Origin of the sequence: Methanothrix soehngenii GP6 (assembly GCF_000204415.1) — an archaeon.
Taxonomy (GTDB): domain Archaea; phylum Halobacteriota; class Methanosarcinia; order Methanotrichales; family Methanotrichaceae; genus Methanothrix; species Methanothrix soehngenii.
In genome coordinates this window covers 1,383,656-1,402,356 of sequence record NC_015416.1, presented here as the reverse complement: position 1 = coordinate 1,402,356, position 18,701 = coordinate 1,383,656, and the positions used below count along the sequence as shown (strand labels likewise).

General features: G+C 53.6%; 19 protein-coding genes. 11 read left to right on the top strand and 8 right to left on the bottom strand.

Annotated features, from left to right (window positions below):
* The first annotated feature begins 4 nt into the window (after window positions 1–4).
* Window positions 5–511: a GbsR/MarR family transcriptional regulator gene (locus tag MCON_RS07035; protein WP_048132077.1), complete on the top strand. Its 507-nt coding sequence runs from the start codon at window positions 5–7 to the stop codon at window positions 509–511.
* A 208-nt stretch (window positions 512–719) separates the two neighbouring features.
* A complete protein-coding gene (locus MCON_RS15155) occupies window positions 720–4,292 on the top strand; it encodes an ATP-binding protein (protein ID WP_324322217.1) in 3,573 nt (1,190 codons plus the stop codon).
* 16 nt (window positions 4,293–4,308) lie between these two features.
* Here the strand turns inward: MCON_RS15155 and MCON_RS07025 are convergent, their stop codons facing one another.
* Genes MCON_RS07025 through MCON_RS07015 form a run of 3 tightly spaced genes read right to left on the bottom strand, consistent with a single transcriptional unit; the run spans window position 4,309 to window position 6,331 of the window.
* Window positions 4,309–5,322, bottom strand: coding sequence for a pentapeptide repeat-containing protein (locus tag MCON_RS07025; RefSeq protein WP_013719309.1), 1,014 nt, complete (start codon window positions 5,320–5,322; stop codon window positions 4,309–4,311).
* 50 nt (window positions 5,323–5,372) lie between these two features.
* Window positions 5,373–6,110: a thymidylate synthase gene (locus tag MCON_RS07020; RefSeq protein ID WP_013719308.1), complete on the bottom strand. Its 738-nt coding sequence runs from the start codon at window positions 6,108–6,110 to the stop codon at window positions 5,373–5,375.
* On the bottom strand, window positions 6,104–6,331 hold the full coding sequence (locus tag MCON_RS07015) for a hypothetical protein (RefSeq protein WP_048132075.1): 228 nt from the start codon (window positions 6,329–6,331) through the stop codon (window positions 6,104–6,106). The genes MCON_RS07020 and MCON_RS07015 overlap by 7 nt, the downstream gene beginning before the upstream one ends.
* A gap of 129 nt (window positions 6,332–6,460) precedes the next feature.
* Between MCON_RS07015 and MCON_RS07010 the strand changes: the two genes are divergently transcribed.
* The 4 genes from MCON_RS07010 (at window position 6,461) to MCON_RS06995 (ending at window position 10,878) form a co-directional block, all read left to right on the top strand.
* On the top strand, window positions 6,461–7,015 hold the full coding sequence (locus MCON_RS07010; protein WP_193373740.1) for a hypothetical protein: 555 nt from the start codon (window positions 6,461–6,463) through the stop codon (window positions 7,013–7,015).
* A gap of 129 nt (window positions 7,016–7,144) precedes the next feature.
* Window positions 7,145–7,642, top strand: coding sequence for a rubrerythrin family protein (locus tag MCON_RS07005; RefSeq protein WP_013719306.1), 498 nt, complete (start codon window positions 7,145–7,147; stop codon window positions 7,640–7,642).
* Between the two features lie 39 nt (window positions 7,643–7,681).
* Window positions 7,682–8,701 (top strand): DUF6612 family protein, encoded by a 1,020-nt coding sequence (locus tag MCON_RS07000; protein ID WP_157863715.1) that lies wholly within the window; start codon window positions 7,682–7,684, stop codon window positions 8,699–8,701.
* A 206-nt stretch (window positions 8,702–8,907) separates the two neighbouring features.
* The gene (locus tag MCON_RS06995) at window positions 8,908–10,878 is read left to right on the top strand and encodes an ATP-binding protein (RefSeq protein WP_013719304.1); all 1,971 of its coding nucleotides are present in this window, start codon (window positions 8,908–8,910) and stop codon (window positions 10,876–10,878) included.
* A 252-nt stretch (window positions 10,879–11,130) separates the two neighbouring features.
* On the opposite strand, the gene ribC is transcribed toward MCON_RS06995, so the two are convergent.
* From ribC to MCON_RS06965, 5 genes are all read right to left on the bottom strand, one after another.
* Window positions 11,131–11,619: a riboflavin synthase gene (ribC, locus tag MCON_RS06990; protein ID WP_013719303.1), complete on the bottom strand. Its 489-nt coding sequence runs from the start codon at window positions 11,617–11,619 to the stop codon at window positions 11,131–11,133.
* Window positions 11,620–11,955: 336 nt separating this feature from the next.
* A complete protein-coding gene (locus MCON_RS06980; protein WP_013719302.1) occupies window positions 11,956–12,216 on the bottom strand; it encodes a hypothetical protein in 261 nt (86 codons plus the stop codon).
* 1 nt (window position 12,217) lies between these two features.
* The gene (locus MCON_RS06975; RefSeq protein WP_013719301.1) at window positions 12,218–13,462 is read right to left on the bottom strand and encodes an ABC transporter substrate-binding protein; all 1,245 of its coding nucleotides are present in this window, start codon (window positions 13,460–13,462) and stop codon (window positions 12,218–12,220) included.
* A 162-nt stretch (window positions 13,463–13,624) separates the two neighbouring features.
* Complete coding sequence (locus MCON_RS06970) at window positions 13,625–14,389, bottom strand: hypothetical protein (RefSeq protein ID WP_013719300.1); 765 nt, start codon at window positions 14,387–14,389, stop codon at window positions 13,625–13,627.
* A gap of 351 nt (window positions 14,390–14,740) precedes the next feature.
* A complete protein-coding gene (locus tag MCON_RS06965; protein WP_013719299.1) occupies window positions 14,741–15,604 on the bottom strand; it encodes an ion transporter in 864 nt (287 codons plus the stop codon).
* A gap of 53 nt (window positions 15,605–15,657) precedes the next feature.
* On the opposite strand from MCON_RS06965, the gene MCON_RS06960 reads away from it, so the two are divergent.
* The 5 genes from MCON_RS06960 to MCON_RS06940 all read left to right on the top strand — a co-directional run bounded on the left by MCON_RS06960 (window position 15,658) and on the right by MCON_RS06940 (window position 18,701).
* On the top strand, window positions 15,658–16,392 hold the full coding sequence (locus MCON_RS06960) for a nitrilase-related carbon-nitrogen hydrolase (RefSeq protein ID WP_013719298.1): 735 nt from the start codon (window positions 15,658–15,660) through the stop codon (window positions 16,390–16,392).
* A gap of 24 nt (window positions 16,393–16,416) precedes the next feature.
* Complete coding sequence (locus tag MCON_RS06955; RefSeq protein ID WP_013719297.1) at window positions 16,417–17,604, top strand: DNA primase small subunit domain-containing protein; 1,188 nt, start codon at window positions 16,417–16,419, stop codon at window positions 17,602–17,604.
* 72 nt (window positions 17,605–17,676) lie between these two features.
* Window positions 17,677–18,243 carry a hypothetical protein gene (locus tag MCON_RS06950; RefSeq protein WP_013719296.1) on the top strand — a complete coding sequence of 189 codons (567 nt, stop codon included), beginning with the start codon at window positions 17,677–17,679 and terminating at the stop codon, window positions 18,241–18,243.
* Between the two features lie 6 nt (window positions 18,244–18,249).
* Window positions 18,250–18,531, top strand: coding sequence for a 50S ribosomal protein L44e (locus MCON_RS06945; protein WP_013719295.1), 282 nt, complete (start codon window positions 18,250–18,252; stop codon window positions 18,529–18,531).
* Window positions 18,532–18,533: 2 nt separating this feature from the next.
* Window positions 18,534–18,701, top strand: coding sequence for a 30S ribosomal protein S27e (locus MCON_RS06940; RefSeq protein ID WP_013719294.1), 168 nt, complete (start codon window positions 18,534–18,536; stop codon window positions 18,699–18,701).

The window sequence follows — 18,701 nt, the reverse complement described above, 5'->3', positions numbered from 1 at the left end:
ATTGATGGAGCAAGAGGCAAGAGCCGTCTTGAAGAGGCATATGATAGATGCCTGTGTCAAAGGGGCCAATAACCGCGGCTGCTGTGATGCAGTTGGGGTTTTGCAGGGCACACTCTTTCTGACGGGTGTTCCCCTGTCCATGGACCAGCTGGTGGAGGAGACTGGCTACAGCAAGTCCACGGTTAGCACCAATATGGGCATCTTAGAGAGGATAGGCCTGGTCAAGAGGGTGGTCATACCGGGCGATAAGAGATATCACTATATTCCCGTCACAGATGCCGATTCATTGAGGGGAGATATGATAGCCAACATCCGCCAGAATCTGCAATGCATACTGAATGCACTTGACCGAACGGAGGCAGATCTGAGGGCCTGGGAGAGTCCAGACCCATCGGTCATGCAGAGGATTGAGGAAATTAGGCATTTTTATCGGCAGAACGATAAGTTGTTGGATCTGATATCAAGGCACAATACCGAGGATTTGATCCAGCTGCTAGAGACGTCCTTCTGAGGGTATGAATTTTTTTAAATGGAATGAAATAAACATTTTTCTACTATGATTAGCTCGAAGCTTAGACCAGAGGGCTTCATCGATTTTGAATACGTTATAAGGTGCATTCAATACATTGATTAAGGAGTTGATATGTTAATGAACTGAAGAGCTGAAATATAATGGATTTTAATTGGAGAGGAGCTTTGGGCATTGGGATCTTGAAGAGATGATCGGTCAGATGCAGTGGCGCATAGATAGTTGCACGAATGGCGAGGGTGATGATCAGTCGCGGATCGCCCTCTTTAAGAGCGATCTGGATAGGATCTCTGCCCGTTTATGTGAGCCAAATAGCAGTAATCTTGGCAATACCCTCCTAGATGATCTGATTTCAGATAATCCTTGCTGCCTCTTTTTGCAGGATCGAGGTCTTCGCTACACCTGGCTTTCATTTGAGAGGCCTCCTGGAATGGATGGCTTGCTGGCCCTGGGAAAGACGGATGAGGACATTTTTTCGCCAGCGGAGGCAGATCGGCAAAGGAGGATCAAAGAGAGGGTGATAGAGACTGGGAATCCCGCCCGGGGCGAGGTCCATATCTCGAAGGATGGGATGGAGCAATATCTTGATTACGTCTACTATCCCTGGCAAGACGAAGACGGAAGGACTCTGGGTGTGGCAGGCTGCATCAAGGATGTAACCGAGCGAAGGATAGCCCAGATCCAGCTGCAAAGAATGGTGCAGTCGGTGGAAAGCTCTCCAACAGCGATCGTTTTATTTGATTTCGAGGGCAGGATCGAGTATGTAAATCCCCTCCTCCTTCAAAGCTGTGGATATGATGATGCCTCTCCTGTGATGGGCTGGTCAATATTCGATTTCACCAATGAGGATGGCAAAAGCAAGCTGCGAGAGGTGATCATTCCTGTCCTTCTATCCCAAGGGAATTGGCAGGGAGAGCTGCCCATACAGGGGACTGACGGACAATATTATACTGCAGAGATGATCTGCACCAGGATCGCGGCGTACTCTGGAGGTTCAGTCTATTTCCTGGCCAACTTCTGCCATTTATCCGATAGCATGAGGGCTGAAGAGGCACTGCTTTTAGATGAGTCGGGGCTGGGGGCATTGCTCCAGCTTAATCCGATGGATGAAGCCTTCCTCAAGGAGCTTGCCGACTATGCTATTCAAGCGGGTGCAAAGCTCACTGGCTCGAGATTTGGCTATCTCACCTTTATGGATGAAAGCGAGGGCATCATTTTCATGAGCCACTGGTCCAAAGATCCCCTGCCTGAGGATGGCGCGGATCGGAGCAAGATGGCATATCATCTGGGTGAGCCCTGCCTCTGGGGCGAGTCCCTGAAAAGGCGTCGAGCGGTGATCGTCAATGACAATTCCATTTATTGCGGCAAATCTCACCTCTCGCCGGATGAGGCTTGGGTCCTGCGATATATCAGCGTTCCCATCATGGATAAGGGAAAGATCGCCATCGTAGCTGCAGTCGGCAATAAGGAGGAGGAATATAATGATGCCGATGTGCGCCAGCTCACATTGCTCATGAGCGGCATGCACAAGCTCATTCAGAAGCGCAGGACCGAGGAGGAGCTGCGCCAGCGGGACCTGCTGCTCAGGAGGGTGGCCACCGCCACCACAAATCATCTTCTTGCCACCGATCCTGATGCTATCAAGAAAGCTCTGGGAATTCTGGGGATTTCAATAGGCTCTGATCGGATTACGATCCTGGAGAGCGCTGAATGGACGGGCACCGAGTCCGTATTTGAGGAGTCGATCCAGTGGCTTAGGGAGCCTGCAGAGCCATTCCGGGGAAGGATCTCCTGGGACCAATTCATCGGATGGCAGGATGCTCTCTCCCGCGGCAATCCCATTCAGGGCATAACATCCAAGGTCATCGATCCGGGACGGAAGCTCCTGGAGGATAACGGTATCATCTCCTTTCTCCTTCTGCCTGTATTCATCGAGAGGCGTTTTTGCGCCGTCATCTCCATTGATGACTGCCATTTTGAGCGGCGGTGGACGGAGAACGAGGTAGCAATTCTACAGGCGGCAGCGGAAAGCATAGGAAATGCTTTGCTGCGCCGGCGGACTGAGGTGGCCCTGAGGGAGAGCAAGAGAATGCTCACCACCCTTATGAGCAATCTGCCTGGGATGGCTTATCGCTGCAGGAACGATCGCCAAAGGACCATGGAGTTTGTAAGCGATGGATGCCTGGAGCTGACCGGCCGCCCATCACCCGAGCTTCTTCATAATAGCGCAATTTCGTATGCCGATCTGATCCATCCTGATGACCGGGATCGCGTCTGGAGTGAAATCCAGCAGGAAACGGAAAAGGGAACTCCGTTCCGTCTCACCTACCGGATTAATGCAGGCTCAGAAACGAAATGGGTCTGGGAACATGGTCAGGGGATCTTTGACGCCTCTGGAAAGCTTCTCGCCCTTGAGGGCTTCATCCATGATATCACTGAGAGGAAGCTGGCAGAGGATGTGCGGAAAAGGACCCAGGAAGAGCTGGAGATGAGGGTATCAGAGAGGACTGCCTGGCTTTTGAGGATCAACAGGGCCCTCAACGAGGAGATGTTAGAGCATAAGGAGACGGAAAAGAAGCTTCTTCAGGCTCAGCAGGCAGCGGATGCAGCATCCCGCTCGATGGGGGAATTTTTGGCCTACATGAGCCATGAGATACGCACTCCCATGAACTCTGTTATCGGTCTTGCCGGCTTGCTGCTGGAAACCAATCTGTCGCCTGAGCAGCGCGATTACGTGCAGACCATTCACAGCAGCGGCGATGCCTTGCTGAGCATCATCAATGATATCCTCGACTTCTCCAAGATCAACGAGGGAAAGATGAAGCTGGAGCTCGAGCCCTTCTCCCTGCGCAAGTGCATTGATAGATCTATCAACATGGTGGCGGCAAAGGCGGCTGAGAAGGGTCTGGAGATGGGGTTCTATCTGGATGATCTCGTCCCTCAGACCGTAGTTGGAGACTCAGTCCGGCTGCAGCAGATCCTGGTCAATCTCCTGGGCAATGCGGTCAAGTTCACAGAAAGGGGCATGGTATCCCTTGAGGTGAAGATGGGTGACGAACCAGGAATGCTACACTTCTCAGTGACCGATACCGGCATCGGCATCTCCAAAAGCGACATGAAAAAGCTGTTTCACTCCTTCAGCCAGGTAGATGCCTCCACCAGCAGAAAATACGGTGGCACTGGCCTGGGCCTGGCCATCAGTCGCATGCTGGTGGAGCAGATGGGGGGAAGGATATGGGTGGAGAGCGAGATGGGGAGCGGCTCCACATTCCATTTCCAAATAAAGGTTGAGGAATCATCCGGGGATGATGCATCCAATCGAATCCTGGCGGGCAAGAGGATAAGCGCGATAAAACCCGGCTATCAGGAGGTTGATCACCGGGATTTGAAAATTCTGCTGGCTGAGGATAATCCGGTCAACATGAAAGTTGCTCTCCTCATGCTCAATAAGCTGGGATACAAGGCAGATGTGGTCTCCAACGGGGAAGAGGCGGTTCAGGCTCTGAGCCATAAGCATTATGATGTGGTTTTAATGGATGTGCAGATGCCTAAGATGGATGGCCTGGAGGCGACAAGGGCTATATTGGATATGGATCTAGTTGATCGCCCCCGAATCCTGGCAATGACCGCTTATGCTCTGGAGGGGGATCGGAAGAGATGTCTGGACGCCGGCATGGATGGCTATATCTCCAAGCCTGTGCAGATCGATGAACTCCGGGCCGCCCTTCAGGCATTAAATATCGGCCGCCAGAGGGCGGATTGAGCGGGGGAGGATCCCCTCACCGGAGCATCACCTTGCTCATGGTCACCAGGAAGAGGGCCATTAGCAGCCATCCGGCCAGGGTCTCAAAAACGGTCAGGAACTCGAAGCCCTCAATGATGCTGATGTTCTGGGGGGCCCGGCCAAGAAACCACATGCTGCTGAAGTAGAAGGCATCGTTTATCGATATGCTGCTACCGGGGCTTGCAGAAGCAGAAGGTTGCAGGGCGTGTGCTCCCCAGAAGATCGCTGTGAAGAGGATGATCAGAGACAGGCTGAGGATCACGGTGTGGGATGGACGGACTCCATAGCCGCAGGAGAGCCAGGCCAGGCGGTCGATGATTCTGGGAAATGCCTTCGTGGTCCGGGCATGCTTCTCCTTTCGATACTGATAGTAACAGTCGTCCTCGTCCTCGAACTGCTCCAAGTTTCTGAAGTTCTTTATCAGGGTGAGATAGACTGAGCCGTTGTAGGGCAGATGTTCGCGGATGGTGTTCCAGCGGACCACAATGCGGTTGTAGTTCAGGTCCTTTAGGTGGATGCTGGCGTCCTCTTCGAAGATGGCGTCGGAGAGCCGCAGGGTGTACACCCTGGCATTGGAGAGGTGAAAGCTGCGATGGAATTTCGCCCGGCCGAAGTCACCATCGTTGAACCTGGCTCGGGAGAAGTTGGCCTCGGTAGTGAAATGAGCGCGGGAGAAGTTGGCTTCCCCGTGAAACTGGGCCTGGGAGAAACCGGCGTCTTCCTGGAAGAAGGAGTCAGAGAAGTTGGCCGCCTGAGAGAATACGGTGCCGTCAAAATCCACCAGCCCCTGAAAGGCGGAGTGGTCGAAGAACACATTTCCCTTGATCACAGAGTACTCTATCTTGATTATCGATTCTACGATCTTCCGCTTGTTTCTGTTCAAAGGTAGGTCCAGATTGTGCAGGTCCAGGTCACCGTAGATGATGACATTCTCATACTCAACCGGCTTGCCCTCTTCTATCCTTTTGTGGATCTCCTCTGCCTTGATCATCAGAAGGCTATCGACCATAAGCGTAATGAGTATTCGATAAATGCAGATATGCCTTTCGCTCGACCGGTCTATGCCTCGCCTCTTCCCAGGAGCATCTCCTCGATCCAGTCCCAGTCGTGCTCATAGATGTGGGCAGAGGAGCTGGTGGTGGAGATGGAGCCCGGCTGGGCACCCACTTCTCGTGCTGCATATTCCAGCAGCCTGGCCAGACCGTAGAGGTTGGCGGGATAGGCCCCGGCGAAGTCATGGCTGCGAAAGAAGATGGCCAGGTGCAGCCTGCCGCCGCGTAATTTGAAATCATCAACGATCATGCAGGGGACTTCATTCCTCTCCCCATCCACCGGGGGGATCCAGGTCACTGACGTGGCCCGGCGGGTGGCAGGAGATTCCTTCAGCCGTTGAATGGCCATATCGATCTGATCCAGGGGTGGGGTGCCTGGCAGGCGCCAGGCGCGCAGCCTCTCGCCATAAGTATACTCAAATCCGGGATTGTCGCCGCAGAGCAGTTGATGGGCATACTCCTCCAGCCGCTCCTCATTCCAGGAGTACTCCTCCGGAATCATCTCTTGATATGGATTCTCCACCACTACCTGCAAGGATAGAAGCTCTCGTATCTTGGTCCCTCTCTCATCCGAGATCTCTTCACCCTGTCTCCAGATGAGGTTCAGACCTCGATGCCAGGCATCGGAGATGGAGCGGGCGCGTATAAACCTGCCCAGCCCATTGCTCTTCAGCTCTGATGATGCCGTATGCGGCAAGATCTGTCCACCCCTCCGTCCATGTGTTGTTAATCCACTTTTCAACATATCAAGATAACCCTCTTCGCCAGATGACTGGTGAGATGGTGGATCGCCAAGCCCAGTTCGCTGTAGCTGAACTCTATCTCGATCAATCCTGAGTATGCCATTAACAATATGATTATCAATATTAACTCAATAAATATTAGCAAAGCTATGAGAAATAAGCCGAATCCCGGCGTGCGAATGACCTCAAATGCAAAGTCCCACAGAGTCCTTCCCACAACCATATGAATCCTCACAGAGAGCAACAGGAAGTGTTACTGTCCAAAGGCTATAAAGTGTAGCAATGAGGGAAGGGCGAAAGTGAGTTACACGGGAAAAGATACTTTAATAAGGGCTTTGAAATATCTTTGCTGATGGGTGACTTTGAGTGGGCAATGGTCAATTCTCTAAACTCCTTCTTCGAGAGGGAAGGCATTAAAGCCATAGCCTACCGGCTCCGACAGTCGCGGTTTGCCACCCAGCTGGCCGATATCCTGGTGGACTCTAAAATTGCCGAGTACTACCTGGCAATCGAATGCAAAAGCCTTGATGCCCGCAAGACCCGGTCGCTTTATTTCAAACAGCACTTCAGCGAGGCCTCCGGCGGCCATCAGATAGAGAGGGAGACGGATTTCATCACCCGTTCTGGCCGTCAGGGCATACTGGCGGTGGAGCTGCGTTATGGGGTGGGGAAGAGCAGAACTGCCCATCTCGTCCCCTGGGGGCAGATATTCGACCGCTACAATGAGGGTGAGGCGGGGATAACATTGCAGGAGGTCCAGGTCAATCCTCCACTGGAGAGAAGGGGTGGAGCTTATGAGATATCCCGTCTGGACATACTCAGGATCACCGGATACTATGATCTGGCAGGTAACGGTCTCTTGCATGAGGTCGATCTTTACCCCGAGGACCTCAGTTTGGAGGAGTAAGCGGTGCGGGACAGATCTGAAGGCCCGGAAATCAGTGGCTGGATTCCAAGCCAGCAATTTTCAAAAGCTTTATCTCACTAAAAAAACCGAATCAAATATCGACAGAATCATGCACAGGAGTGAAAGGATATGACCCGAACAGAGGATTTCTTGAGGGAGGCGTTTGCCGGCGAATCTGGAGCGAACAGGAAGTACAGCATATTTGCCGCTCAGGCGGATAAGGAGGGCTACGCTCAGGCCGCCAGGCTCTTTCGGGCCGCTGCCGAGGCGGAAGCGGTGCACGCAGCCAACCACCTGCGCGCCCTAAAGGCCATCAAGACCACCAAAGAGAATTTGCGTGAGGCGATCGCCGGAGAGACGCATGAGTTCAAGGATATGTATCCAGAGATGATAGCTATAGCAAAGGAGGAGGGCGCCCGGGATGCTGAGAGGTCGTTTAACTATGCCAATGCGGTGGAAGAGCATCATGCCTGGCTATATCATGATATGCTCGAGGGGCTGGATATCCAGAAGGAGCCATTCCCCTATTACGTCTGCCCGGTATGCGGCATGACTGTGGATCACAAGGCTCCCGACAAGTGTCCGGTCTGCGGGGTCAAAGGAAGCATGTTCAAGAAGATCGAATAGAGCAAAACGGATTTATCCTGCACCCCCATAATCATCCATATGAGATATCTAATGATTCTGGCAATGGCCCTGCTGCTTTCAAGCTCTTGCGCTTTATGCCAGTCAACTGACCGCTCCCTGGATGATCCGGTATCAACCATTTTGAGGGAGCTGGTGGTCGCATCATCGGACGACCTGAAATCCTACACCTTCTCCATGGAGATGGAGCAGGATATGACGCTTGAGAACCTCTCTTCTGGCCAGTCTCAGCAGGTTCAAACCCGGTCCATCGGCTTTGGCCTGGTAAATGTGACCGATCAGGCCCTAAAGCTCGTCATGGCCACTCTGACTTTTATTCCCGGTGATGAAGGCAACTCCACGGCATCAGCCCTGGAAGAGTATCTGCAAAACGACACCATTTATATGAAGATGGATGGCAACTGGACCGCTATGGAGCTATCCGGATTGGGTGATGCATGGTCCCAACAGAATTCCCTGGACCAGCAGATCGATATGCTCAATCAGTCCCGGCTCACTTTAGTCGGCTCGGAGATGGTGGGGGACGAGGACTGCTATAAGGTGCGAGCAGAGATTGACATTGCCTCTTATGCTGATCCCCTTTCCCAGGAGGTGGCTTCCATTGTGCCATTCATCCCCCTGAATTTCTCCGATATCCTGCGTAATATGACCATGGAGGTCCATTACTGGATATCCAAAGAGAGTCAGCTCTTAAAGAGGGCGGATGTGTTTGAGACCCTTTATATGACTCCCCAGTCACTGGGATTGCAGCCATCAGAGGAGGAGAACATGGCGGTTCGCATGAGCTCCACCACTTCCGTGGTCTTCGATGGATTCAATGAGAGCGTAAATATCGTTCTGCCGCCCGAGGCCAGCGCTGCTCAGCTCTTCAATATGTCATCTTATCCTGAGAGCGAGGCGGTTGCAGTCTCTTTATTGGATCAGGACGGACTGAACGAGACTGCGGTCATCGAGGCGCTCCCCGCAACGGTGTCCGATGATGCTCTGCCCCAGGATGAGGCAAGCGTTGTTCTGCCGGAAAACCAGTCCCTCTCGGCCTGAGGGCTCACAATAGGACGATTGCGCCATCCGAATCGAGCCTTCACCTGTTCGATCAGCGCAGCTGATCATCCTGGGTGGGCTCAACCATACCTTTTCCGAGAAAAAACTCACAAGCTGCAGAGCCCTTGCAGCTCTATCGAATAGTTATTATATGCCATACTCCGTATCGACCTTTCAACGCTCAGCAAGCACTGATGGTGCGACAGATGGCAACCTTGGACAGAGATAAAGTATCAACGGCCGGCGATAACTGTGACCAGCAAACAGATCCTGAAATAGACAAGGACTTTGCCCACCAGGTCATGGCAACTGTAGGGCAGGGAATAGTGGTAAGCAGTGAAGGATGGCGCTTTGAATACGTAAATCCTGCCTTTGCCCGCATGGTAGGCAGGATGCCAAAAGAGCTTATTGGCAGATCCATGGATGAGCTCATCCACCCCCATGACCGCCCTATCCTGATCCAGGCAAGGTCAAGGCGGCAGGCGGGAGAGACATCTTCCTACGAGGCCAGACTGATACGGTCCGATGGATGTGTGTTCCCCGTTCAGGTAACCGGCACGCCGCGCTGGCAGGATGGCAAATTTTTTGGATCCATTGTCGCAGTCACAGACTTAACAGAGCGCAAAAGGTTTGAGGACGAACTCAAGAAGAGCGAAGCCGAGAACAGGTTGCTCCTCGATTCAATTCCCGATTCCATCTTTCTCCTCGACAAAGAGGGCAACTTCCTTGATTATAGAACCCCCAATTCTTCAATCCTTTACGCCCCTGCGGAGCTGTTCATGGGGAAGAATATACACAGTATAATGCCGCAGGATCTGGTAGAGTTAACGATGAATAATATCGAGATGGCAAGGCAAAGCGGAAAAATGCAGGTCTTCGAATATCAGCTGCCGGCAAATGGTGAGATAAAACATTTTGAGGCGCGCATTAACCTCTGCGAAGGGGGGGATTTCCTGGCACTGGTACGGGACGTGACAGAGCGCAAAAGGTCTGATGAGATGCTCTGGAAGGCCAAAGAAGAGGCTGAGGCTGCTGCCAAAGCCAAAAGCGAGTTTTTGGCCAACATGAGCCATGAGATAAGAACCCCTTTAAACGCCGTCATAGGCCTGACAGGGCTTCTCCTTGATACCGATCTGACTCCTGAACAAAGGAATTACTTGGAGATCGTCAGGAACAGCAGTGATTCATTGCTCAGCGTCATAAACGACATACTGGACTTCTCCAAGATCGACGGAGGCATGATGGAGCTTGAACATAGCCCCTTCGATCTGCGCAGATGCATAGAGTCTACAATGGACCTGATGGTGACAAGAGTGGCGGAAAAGGGGCTGGTGCTAAAAGTTGTCCTGGACGACCAATTGCCGACGATGCTGGTGGGCGATGCCAGCCGGCTCCGCCAAGTGCTAGCAAACCTATTGAGCAATGCCGTCAAGTTCACAGATAAAGGATTTGTAGAGGTCTCAGTTAGAGGAAATGCCATTCCGGAAGGATTTGAGCTTCGCTTCGATGTGTTGGATACTGGCATTGGCATGCCCCAGGATAAGCTGGACCGCCTGTTCATGCCGTTCAGTCAGATCGATTCATCAATAACTCGAAGATATGGTGGCACGGGCCTGGGACTTGCCATCTCAAAGCGCCTTGTGGGGATGATGGGGGGAAGGATCTGGGCTAAAAGCAATCCAGGAGTGGGCAGCACATTCACATTTACAATAAAAGTCAAACTGCCATGCATGCAGCCGGTGCAACATGAGGTCAAGGACTTAAAACCTGATATAAAGCCTCCAATCGAGGGACATTTTCAACAGGCCCTACCTTTGAGCATACTTCTTGCCGAGGATAACGCCGTCAACCAGATGGTTTTGCTGCAGATGTTGCGCAAGATCGGCTACCAGGCAGATCTTGCTTCCAATGGTTTCGACGTCCTGGCGGCCCTGGATAGGCAGGCCTACGACGTTGTTCTGATGGATATACAGATGCCCGACATGGACGGCTTTGAGGCAACCAGGAGGATTTTGGCGCGTTTCCCCAAGATGAAGCGCCCCAGGATCATCGCACTCACTGCTCATGCTTTAAATGGAGATAGGGAGAGATGTCTGGAAGCAGGCATGGACGGCTATCTCAGCAAGCCTGTAAAGATAGAGGATCTGCAGTCAGCGCTGCGGCCCACAGGGCATTGAAACAAGTCTTTCCCCAATCAGGCTTGCCTATGATCCGCCTGGTTTTTCATCTTTTGGGCATGATCCCTGCCTGAGGATCATGTTTTTTTTTTGGCTTTTCGCTGAATTAAGTGGGTGGGCCCAGCAGAGATTATAGCCTCTGTTTCTCTGTGTCTCTGCGGTTGGGTCAGAGCATAGCGTTTCACCACGAAGGCGAAAAGATACAGAGAATTTCCAATTCAAGTTCACCCATGCCAAGTGGCGAGGGGCCGCTCAATGTCCCGGGTAGCCAGCCGAGCCGCCCTCGATGGGGCCAGCGTCCTCGTAGCCCTGCCGCTGTCCAGTTCCTGCCAGGCGAGTGAGTGTCTGGGGATGAAACACCAGACTGAGAGCGTTCAAGGCGTGCTCTGCCGTCCTCTTCTCCGCCAACCAGGCGAGCGTCTTCTCGTCCTTGGCCTCATCCTCATGCACGAATACCTCCAGGATATGCTTGTTGGTCATGAGCTGGGCCATGATCAGGCCGCTGGATGCCTCATGGGCGCACATCTTGTCCTTATCTGCGGGGCCGGGCATCCCTAAAGCGATGACGATATCGCAATCATCTTCCTCCAGCAGCCTTTTGGCTGCCACAGGCAGGTCTTTGATTCCGGGGACGGTGTAGCGGACGATCTGGACTGATGCCTCCTTCTTGATGGTGCTCACTGCCGCCCGGGCCATATCGACCCGGGCGAAGGTGGTGTCGGCAATGCCGATGCGTTTCATAAAAGTACAGTTAGATGGGTTGGCTTTTAGGTTTATCGGCATCGTCTGGACCGCAGAGCACTCTTGAGTGCCTGCTGGCTGCTAGATGAGAGGCGGCAGCATAAGCGTGAACTGAGCGAAAGAATTAATTAGTATTAATATCTTCGCTACAGTTCCGTGGCCAGGGGCGGCTTTTCCTAACAATCTTCCTCCTTTACCTTTCGCCGCTCTCGGCCCTCTTCTCATTATTTTCATTGTCAGGATGACTGGATTTGCGGTCATGTGGCTATTATGGATAGATTATGGATGTGGACCAAAAGATTGAAGCATATTTGTGGTTGGGTGAGCTTTGGCGCGTCAAATATCAGCCCGATTTTTTAGTGCCGCACTGAAATTTGTTGGATGAACGCTCCCCGGGCAGAGGGCGGGAGGCAAAAGGGCTGCTAATTCTCCCGCCCCCTGAGCGTTCTTCCGGCCCGAAATTGACTCTCTCCAGGCGTCCAGACATATAGGGCCGATGAGATCGTTCATCCTGCTCTCTCTGCAGACAAGATTGCGGTCATATCTCTGGCCGCAGAGTCGAACAGTGCTCTTTCTGAGCTTTTGCTTCCCTCTCATCTCATTCTGGATAGACGAAGGCTCCATTTTCAGTCGGATCGTAGTCCAGTTTCATCAGATCGCTGAGGAACTCTCTATGGACCTGGACCGGATCGACATCCTGGAACTGCTCCGGGTAGAGCCACTTGGCCACGGTCAATGCACCCACCACCAGCTGGGGGCCGATGGAGAAGTCTCCGGAGATGATATGGACCCGTCCATCCCTCACTGCGGATATATTTCCGAATCCCTCGGTTTTCATGATCTCATCGTAGTAGGCCTTCATCGATTCGGGGTCGCTTGACTTGTAGCCGCCCTTATAGGAGAGGCCGATGATGACCTGAGGATCCTTATCGATGACGAACTCCGTCTCCAGATCTTTGTTGCCTTCCATATAGCCGCTGGCGATGTTTATGCCGCCTGCCAAATCCACCAGATCGGTAAAGCCGGTGCCGCTGGCATAGGCCCATCGGGCAGTAGGACCGGTATCGGCGCTCCTCTCCCTCTCCATTAGGACCCTCGCCCTGTCTTCGTCCTCTATTCTTGCTGCCTTATCCTGAATCTCTCCGATGTAGCGATCATACCAATCCAGATATCTTTGGGTTGAATCGGGATCGTCCAGCAGGAATCCCAGGACTGCCATCTCCTCTCTTAAGCTGGATGATCGGGATAGGTCGAATCTGAGCACCGCCATTCCTTCTGGCAGCTTGTCCTCAAGCGCATCGGTCGATGGAGCATTGGTAAAGGTGACCACCAGATCGGGCTGCAATGAGATTATGCTCTCGATATCCGGCTCGCTTGTGGTGCCCACAGCGGGAAGCTGGCTCAGCCTGGGAAAGAGCTCCACTCTCTCTCCTACGGTATTGTCCACTCCTACCGCCTTCTCCTCCCCGCCCAGCACGGCCAATGCAATGGCATGGCGCATGTTAAGGGTCAGGATACGCTCCAGGGGCAGCTCCAGGGTCAGGTTCTGCTTGTTGCCATCGATCAGGCTGATCCTCTCCGCTCTGTCTTCTATGAGCTCCTCTGCCAGCTGAAGGTCGGACAAATCCACAGTGCCATCCAGGTTAACATCGGATAGCATGGTGGCCTCCTTTGAGCCATTGATGATCTCCTGGATGTAGTCGATATCTGTTTGGTCTATTCTGTCGTCCATATTGGCATTGCCGAAGATATTCAGGGTGAAATCGGAGCCGATCGCTATGCCAGCCATTGATGCGGTCAAGGCGATCAGCAGTGTTGAGGCGATACATATTGGTCTATTCATGAAATTCCTCCTGAGGTTCATTTAATTATACCAAACATTTGCTTCTTATTATCTTATACGAATCAAATCAGGCATTTATAGCTATCTGCGATGAATAATCCGGGCTATGTCTGTTCTCATGCCCGCAGAGCAAAAAATAGATTTTAGCGATTGAAGCTGGATTTAGATCTTGAAATTCTCCTCCCCACTGATCGCTTCCATCTGCCTCTGACAGGCTTTCAGCTCCTCGGGGCTGCCCTGCACTGCCAGCCAGACCGCTCCCTCTGCCCCTCCTACCCCGCCTGCGGCCAGGATCTCCGCTTTGGCTCCAGATAACAGCCTTATGGCCTCGATCTCGGTGAAGACCTCACCTGGCAGGGGCAGAAGCCTGTGGCCATTGCTGCCGGGGGCGTTCAATCGCGCCGCCAGATCGATCAGATCTCCTGGTATACGTTTTTCCAGCCCCACGGGAAGGATCAGACTCACCCTGCGGCCCACTGCCGCCTGCAGGGCGGCGATTGCCGTGCCCCCCTGGGGATGGCCGATTAAAACTCCTGCCTGATGGCGGACGAGATCCAGAGCATTGGCCCCCTTGAGGATGACATCCCCCTCCTTCAGTCTGGCGGAGACATCGAATATGGTAGCGCCCTTCATCCAGATCCCCTCCTCTATCACCACGTCTCCAGGAAAATGGCTCTGGTCGGCCAGCCTGCCTTCAATTGTGGTCCTTCCCGGCAGGAGGGTGACCCCGCGGAAGAACCGATTCTTAGAGAAGCCCTTCTCCTGGCCCAGTGCCTTTAAAATCTCCTCTGCAACGTAGCCGTTGGTAGTGCCGGCGATGATGACTATGGTATGGGAACGCATCGCTTCTAAAATGGCAGGGTGGGAGGCCAATGCTTTAGCAATCAGCCTTTTTCCTGCCGCCGGGGTGAGGACGAACTGGTACATACCATTAGTGTGGCATCTTGATCAAGATAAATCCAATGACCAGAGATCTGGGGGGAATTGCACTCTCTCCCTTCAACCGATAGAATTAATAAGCATAATAGCACCGCTACTGGTTTGTGGCCAGGGGCGGCTTTTCCTTACAATCTCTTCCTTTACCTTTTGCCGCTCCCGGCCCTCTCCTCATTGCATCCAACCATCCGAACGGCTGGACCGAGGAATCTTATGGCAATTATGAGAAGATCAATTTGTCGGACGAATCCCCCAGGGGCAAAAGGCTTTCATCTGATATCTTCGAGCATAAAGGAGCCTGTTCTGCTGCAAAAATGATGCCCCTGAGGCCAAAGACCAAGGTCACCGCATTCGCCACTCCAGAATCCTTCCATCCTCCTCCGGGTCTCGGCTGCGTCCTTCTATCTGGCGGCCGCAGTAAGGGCAGACCAATCCCGGCGAATGTTCTGCTTCCTTTCTCTGGGCCTGCACCTGGACAAATCCCATGGCCAATAGCCCTGCTGGCAGGGCAAACAGGCCAATTCCCAGGATGACCACCACCGAGCCGATCAGCCTGCCCCAGGGAGTGATTGGATAGATATCTCCATACCCTACAGTGGCTAGTGTCACAATGCCCCACCACATGGCATCAGGAATGGAGGCGAAGGCCTCGGGCTGGGCGTCATGCTCCGCCTCGTACATCAAGCCGGCGGATGTGATAAGCAGAACGATTATGGTGAAGAGCATAAGGCCGAGCTCCTCCTTCTTCAGCCGGAGGACGTCATCGAATGTCTGCAGGGCGCGCGAGTAATGGGCCAGCTTCAAAATCCGGAAGAGACGGAAGAGGCGCATGGCTCGAACGAACCTCAGATCGGCGATGACGAATGGAAGATAGAAGGGAAGCACAGCTATAAGGTCCACCATAGCCAGGGGAGTTATCGCAAAGCGCAGTCTGTTGCCCTGAGGAGCGCGGTATATTGGATCTTCAATGCAGCTCCAGATGCGCAGGATATACTCGATGGTGAATATTCCTATGGAAAATACATTGAATGCTTCAAAAATGGGTCCGTAGGCGGAGTAGAGCCATTGCACCGTCTCCATGATCACCGCTACGACATTGAGAACCACTAAAAGCATGAGTGCGAGGTTGACCCGATTCGGCCAGCCGTTTGCATGGTTCTCCTCTTCCAGGATCTCATATATCCAGCGCCTATAGCTCTTGGGCATCCAGGCCTAGCTTATGTTCATCTTAATATATACGAACTTGCCTCTTTTTCAGCATGCGTGCTGCTCTCCTTCAGCAGACCGTCCTGCCCTGCCAGGATCTGAAAAACCTTTCTCAAGCCCTCTATTTGGCCAGCTCCGCTCTTGAGATGGGTGCAGAGATACTGGTCTATCCGGAGCTCTTCCTATCCGGATTTTGCTATGAGCCCATAGATCGCTTCTGGGAAAGAGGGACCCGCGCATTTGAGGAGCTCGATCCCTTCCGTGCTCTGGCAAAAGATTCTGACTGCCTGATCATCGGCTCGGTGCGCGGCGGCCGGTCAAACCTCGGCTTCTGCCTGGACCGCACCGGCCTGAAGCTGCGCCCCAAAATCCATCCCTTCGGCGAGGAGAAGAAGCACTTCGATGGGGGGGATTCGATCTCCCCCATAGCCACCAGGTGGGGCCGGGTGGGGCTGGAGATCTGCTACGACCTGCGCTTTCCCGAGGTGGCCCGCTCCCTTGCCCTGCAGGATGCTGACTTCCTGGTGACCGTGGCCCAGTTTCCCGCGCAGCGGGAGGAGCAGTGGCGGGCGCTAAGCCTAGCCCGGGCGATAGAGAACCAGATCCCTCACCTGGCCTGCAACTGGGCAGAAGGAGGCGGCTCCATGATCATCAGCGCCCGGGGCACTGTGCTGGCAGAGGCGGAGAGCGGCGAAGAGATCATATTCGGCGAGGTCGATCTATCCGAGAGGGACCAGGTACGAGGTGAGATCCCCTGCTTTTCCGACCGCCGGCCCGAGGTGTATTGAGGTGATGGCATAAACCCCCTGACCATGAACTTCCTCATATCGAAGTTCCGGGAGTATTATATCCAGGCCACCCTGGATGCCCCTCCAGGCCTCCAGTCCAGGGAATGGGGTTTTCTCTTCTTCGATGACTCAGGCATGCGCCGGCACAAGTCCTTCTTCAGCCGGGGGGAGCTGGTGGACTATGTGCGCTCCATGATTCCTCGCCATGTCTATCATTCCGCCGCCTATTACCAGCGGCCCGGTGCGCCGACGATGAAAGAGAAGATATGGCAGGGAGCGGACCTAATATTCGATTTGGATGCCGATCACCTGCGCGGTGCAGCCAGTAGCTATGCCGGGATGCTGGAGCAGGTCAAGAGGGAGACCCTAAAGCTCCTCTCCTTTTTGCTATCCGATTTCGGTTTTGCGGAAAGTAAAATTAGCGTCGTCTTCTCCGGCGGCCGGGGATATCACATCCATGTCCGGGACCCGCGGATCTATAGCTTCGGGGGGGATGAGCGCCGGGAGGTGGTAGACTACTTATCAGGCAGGGGCTTGGTTTTGGACCGATTCATTCACGAGGCTCCGGTTGAAGGATGGGGGCGGGAGGGGGGCAGGCGTCTTATAGCTCCTGCTCGGGATTCGCCTGGCTGGGGGGGGAGGATCAACCGCTCGATCATCTCCTTTGTGGAAGGGCTGCGCACCCTCGACGAGCCCGGAGCGGTAGCCGTCCTCACCAGGGTCCGAGGCATCGGCCCCAAGAAAGCCTCCAGCTTCTACCGCAGCCTAGAGGGTGAGGGGGTGATAGAGGAGATCCGCCGGGGGAACCTGGACCTCTTTCGGGGCAGTGCAGGCATCTGGAAGCTTCTCTTGAAGGAATGCCTGGACAGCGAAGGAGTGGTAGTGGGACTGAACCTGAACCAGGAACGGGGGGAGACCGACGAGCCGGTGACCGCTGATGTCCGTCGGCTGATTCGATGCCCTGGGAGCCTGCACGGCGGCTCGGGGCTGAGGGTGACTCCCTTATCGATTAGCGGCCTGGAGGAGTTCAACCCCCTGGAGGATGCGGTGGTCTTCGGGGATGAACCGGTTTTTCTAGAGATCTCAAAGCCCTTCAGCACTCAGATGAAGGGGAACAGCTACAGCCTGAAGGAGGGCACCGAGGAACTGCCAAGTTGCGTGGCCGTATTCCTCATGGCCAGAGGGGTGGCAGAGGCTAGGACAAGACACTAGAACGATGAAAAGCTATTATACTATCCAGCCACTTAAGATCAGTCCGCATAAATTTGATGATGAGGTGGTGAAATGGATCTGGCCAATGCGCTCCGGGAAGAGCGCAAGTCCGCGGAGCTTCAGCCGTTGGATGAGGATTTCTATCAGCAGGTTGGCACTTATCTGACCGGCATGGGCCAGGAGCTCTCTCAAATCATAGATCCCTTCAGCGTTGAGGCTCAAATCCTGCAGGATACCCTCAAGAGTGAGAGAAGCAGTCTGAACAAGCTCATCGACCAGAGGATAAAGAAGATCGTCCGCCGGGCGCTCCGCAATGCGAGATCAGCTTCTCGGGAGGAGGTCTTCTCCGGCATGACTGCAGAGGAGACGGAGATCTACCGGCAGATGCTCTCGACCATTGCCCTCGGCCGGGAGTCCATCCTCTCCCATATGACTCCCACCGAAAGGCCTTTAACGGGCAAAAAAGATATATTGCGGGAATACGAAGTCGTGCGGTTGCTGGATGATGTTCCTATGTTTGCGGGAGTTGACGGGAAGAATTACCTTCTCGCCAGGGACGACGTGGTCGTCCTCCCTGCCGTCCATGCCAGAAATCTGCGCAACAAAAATTTAGCTTCAGAAGTGAAGATCCAGAGATGATAAGAAGTGAAGATGCCAAAGAAGCTTAACGCTTACTGTCCGTTCTGCAAGAAGCACACCGCACAAACGGTGGAAAGGGTGAGAAAAGGCCGGGCTTCAACCTTGACCCGCATTACCAGGCAGAAGCTCAGAGCCAATGGAATAGGGAATCAGGGCAAGTTCTCCAAGGTTCCAGGCGGAGACAAGCCCACGAAGAGACTTAACCTGAGATATCGCTGTGGTGAGTGCAAGAAGGCCCACAACCGCCCTGGATTCAAGGCGGGCAAGTTCGATCTGGTGGAGAGCTAGATATGCCCAGCAAGTTCGTCAAGGTAAAATGCAACGACTGCGAGAATGAGCAGGTGATCTTCGCCCATGCCTCAACTGTGGTGAAATGCCTGGTATGCGGGCGCACATTGGCTGAGCCCACTGGGGGCAAGGCATTGATCAAAACTACCGTAGTAGAAGTGCTCGAGTGA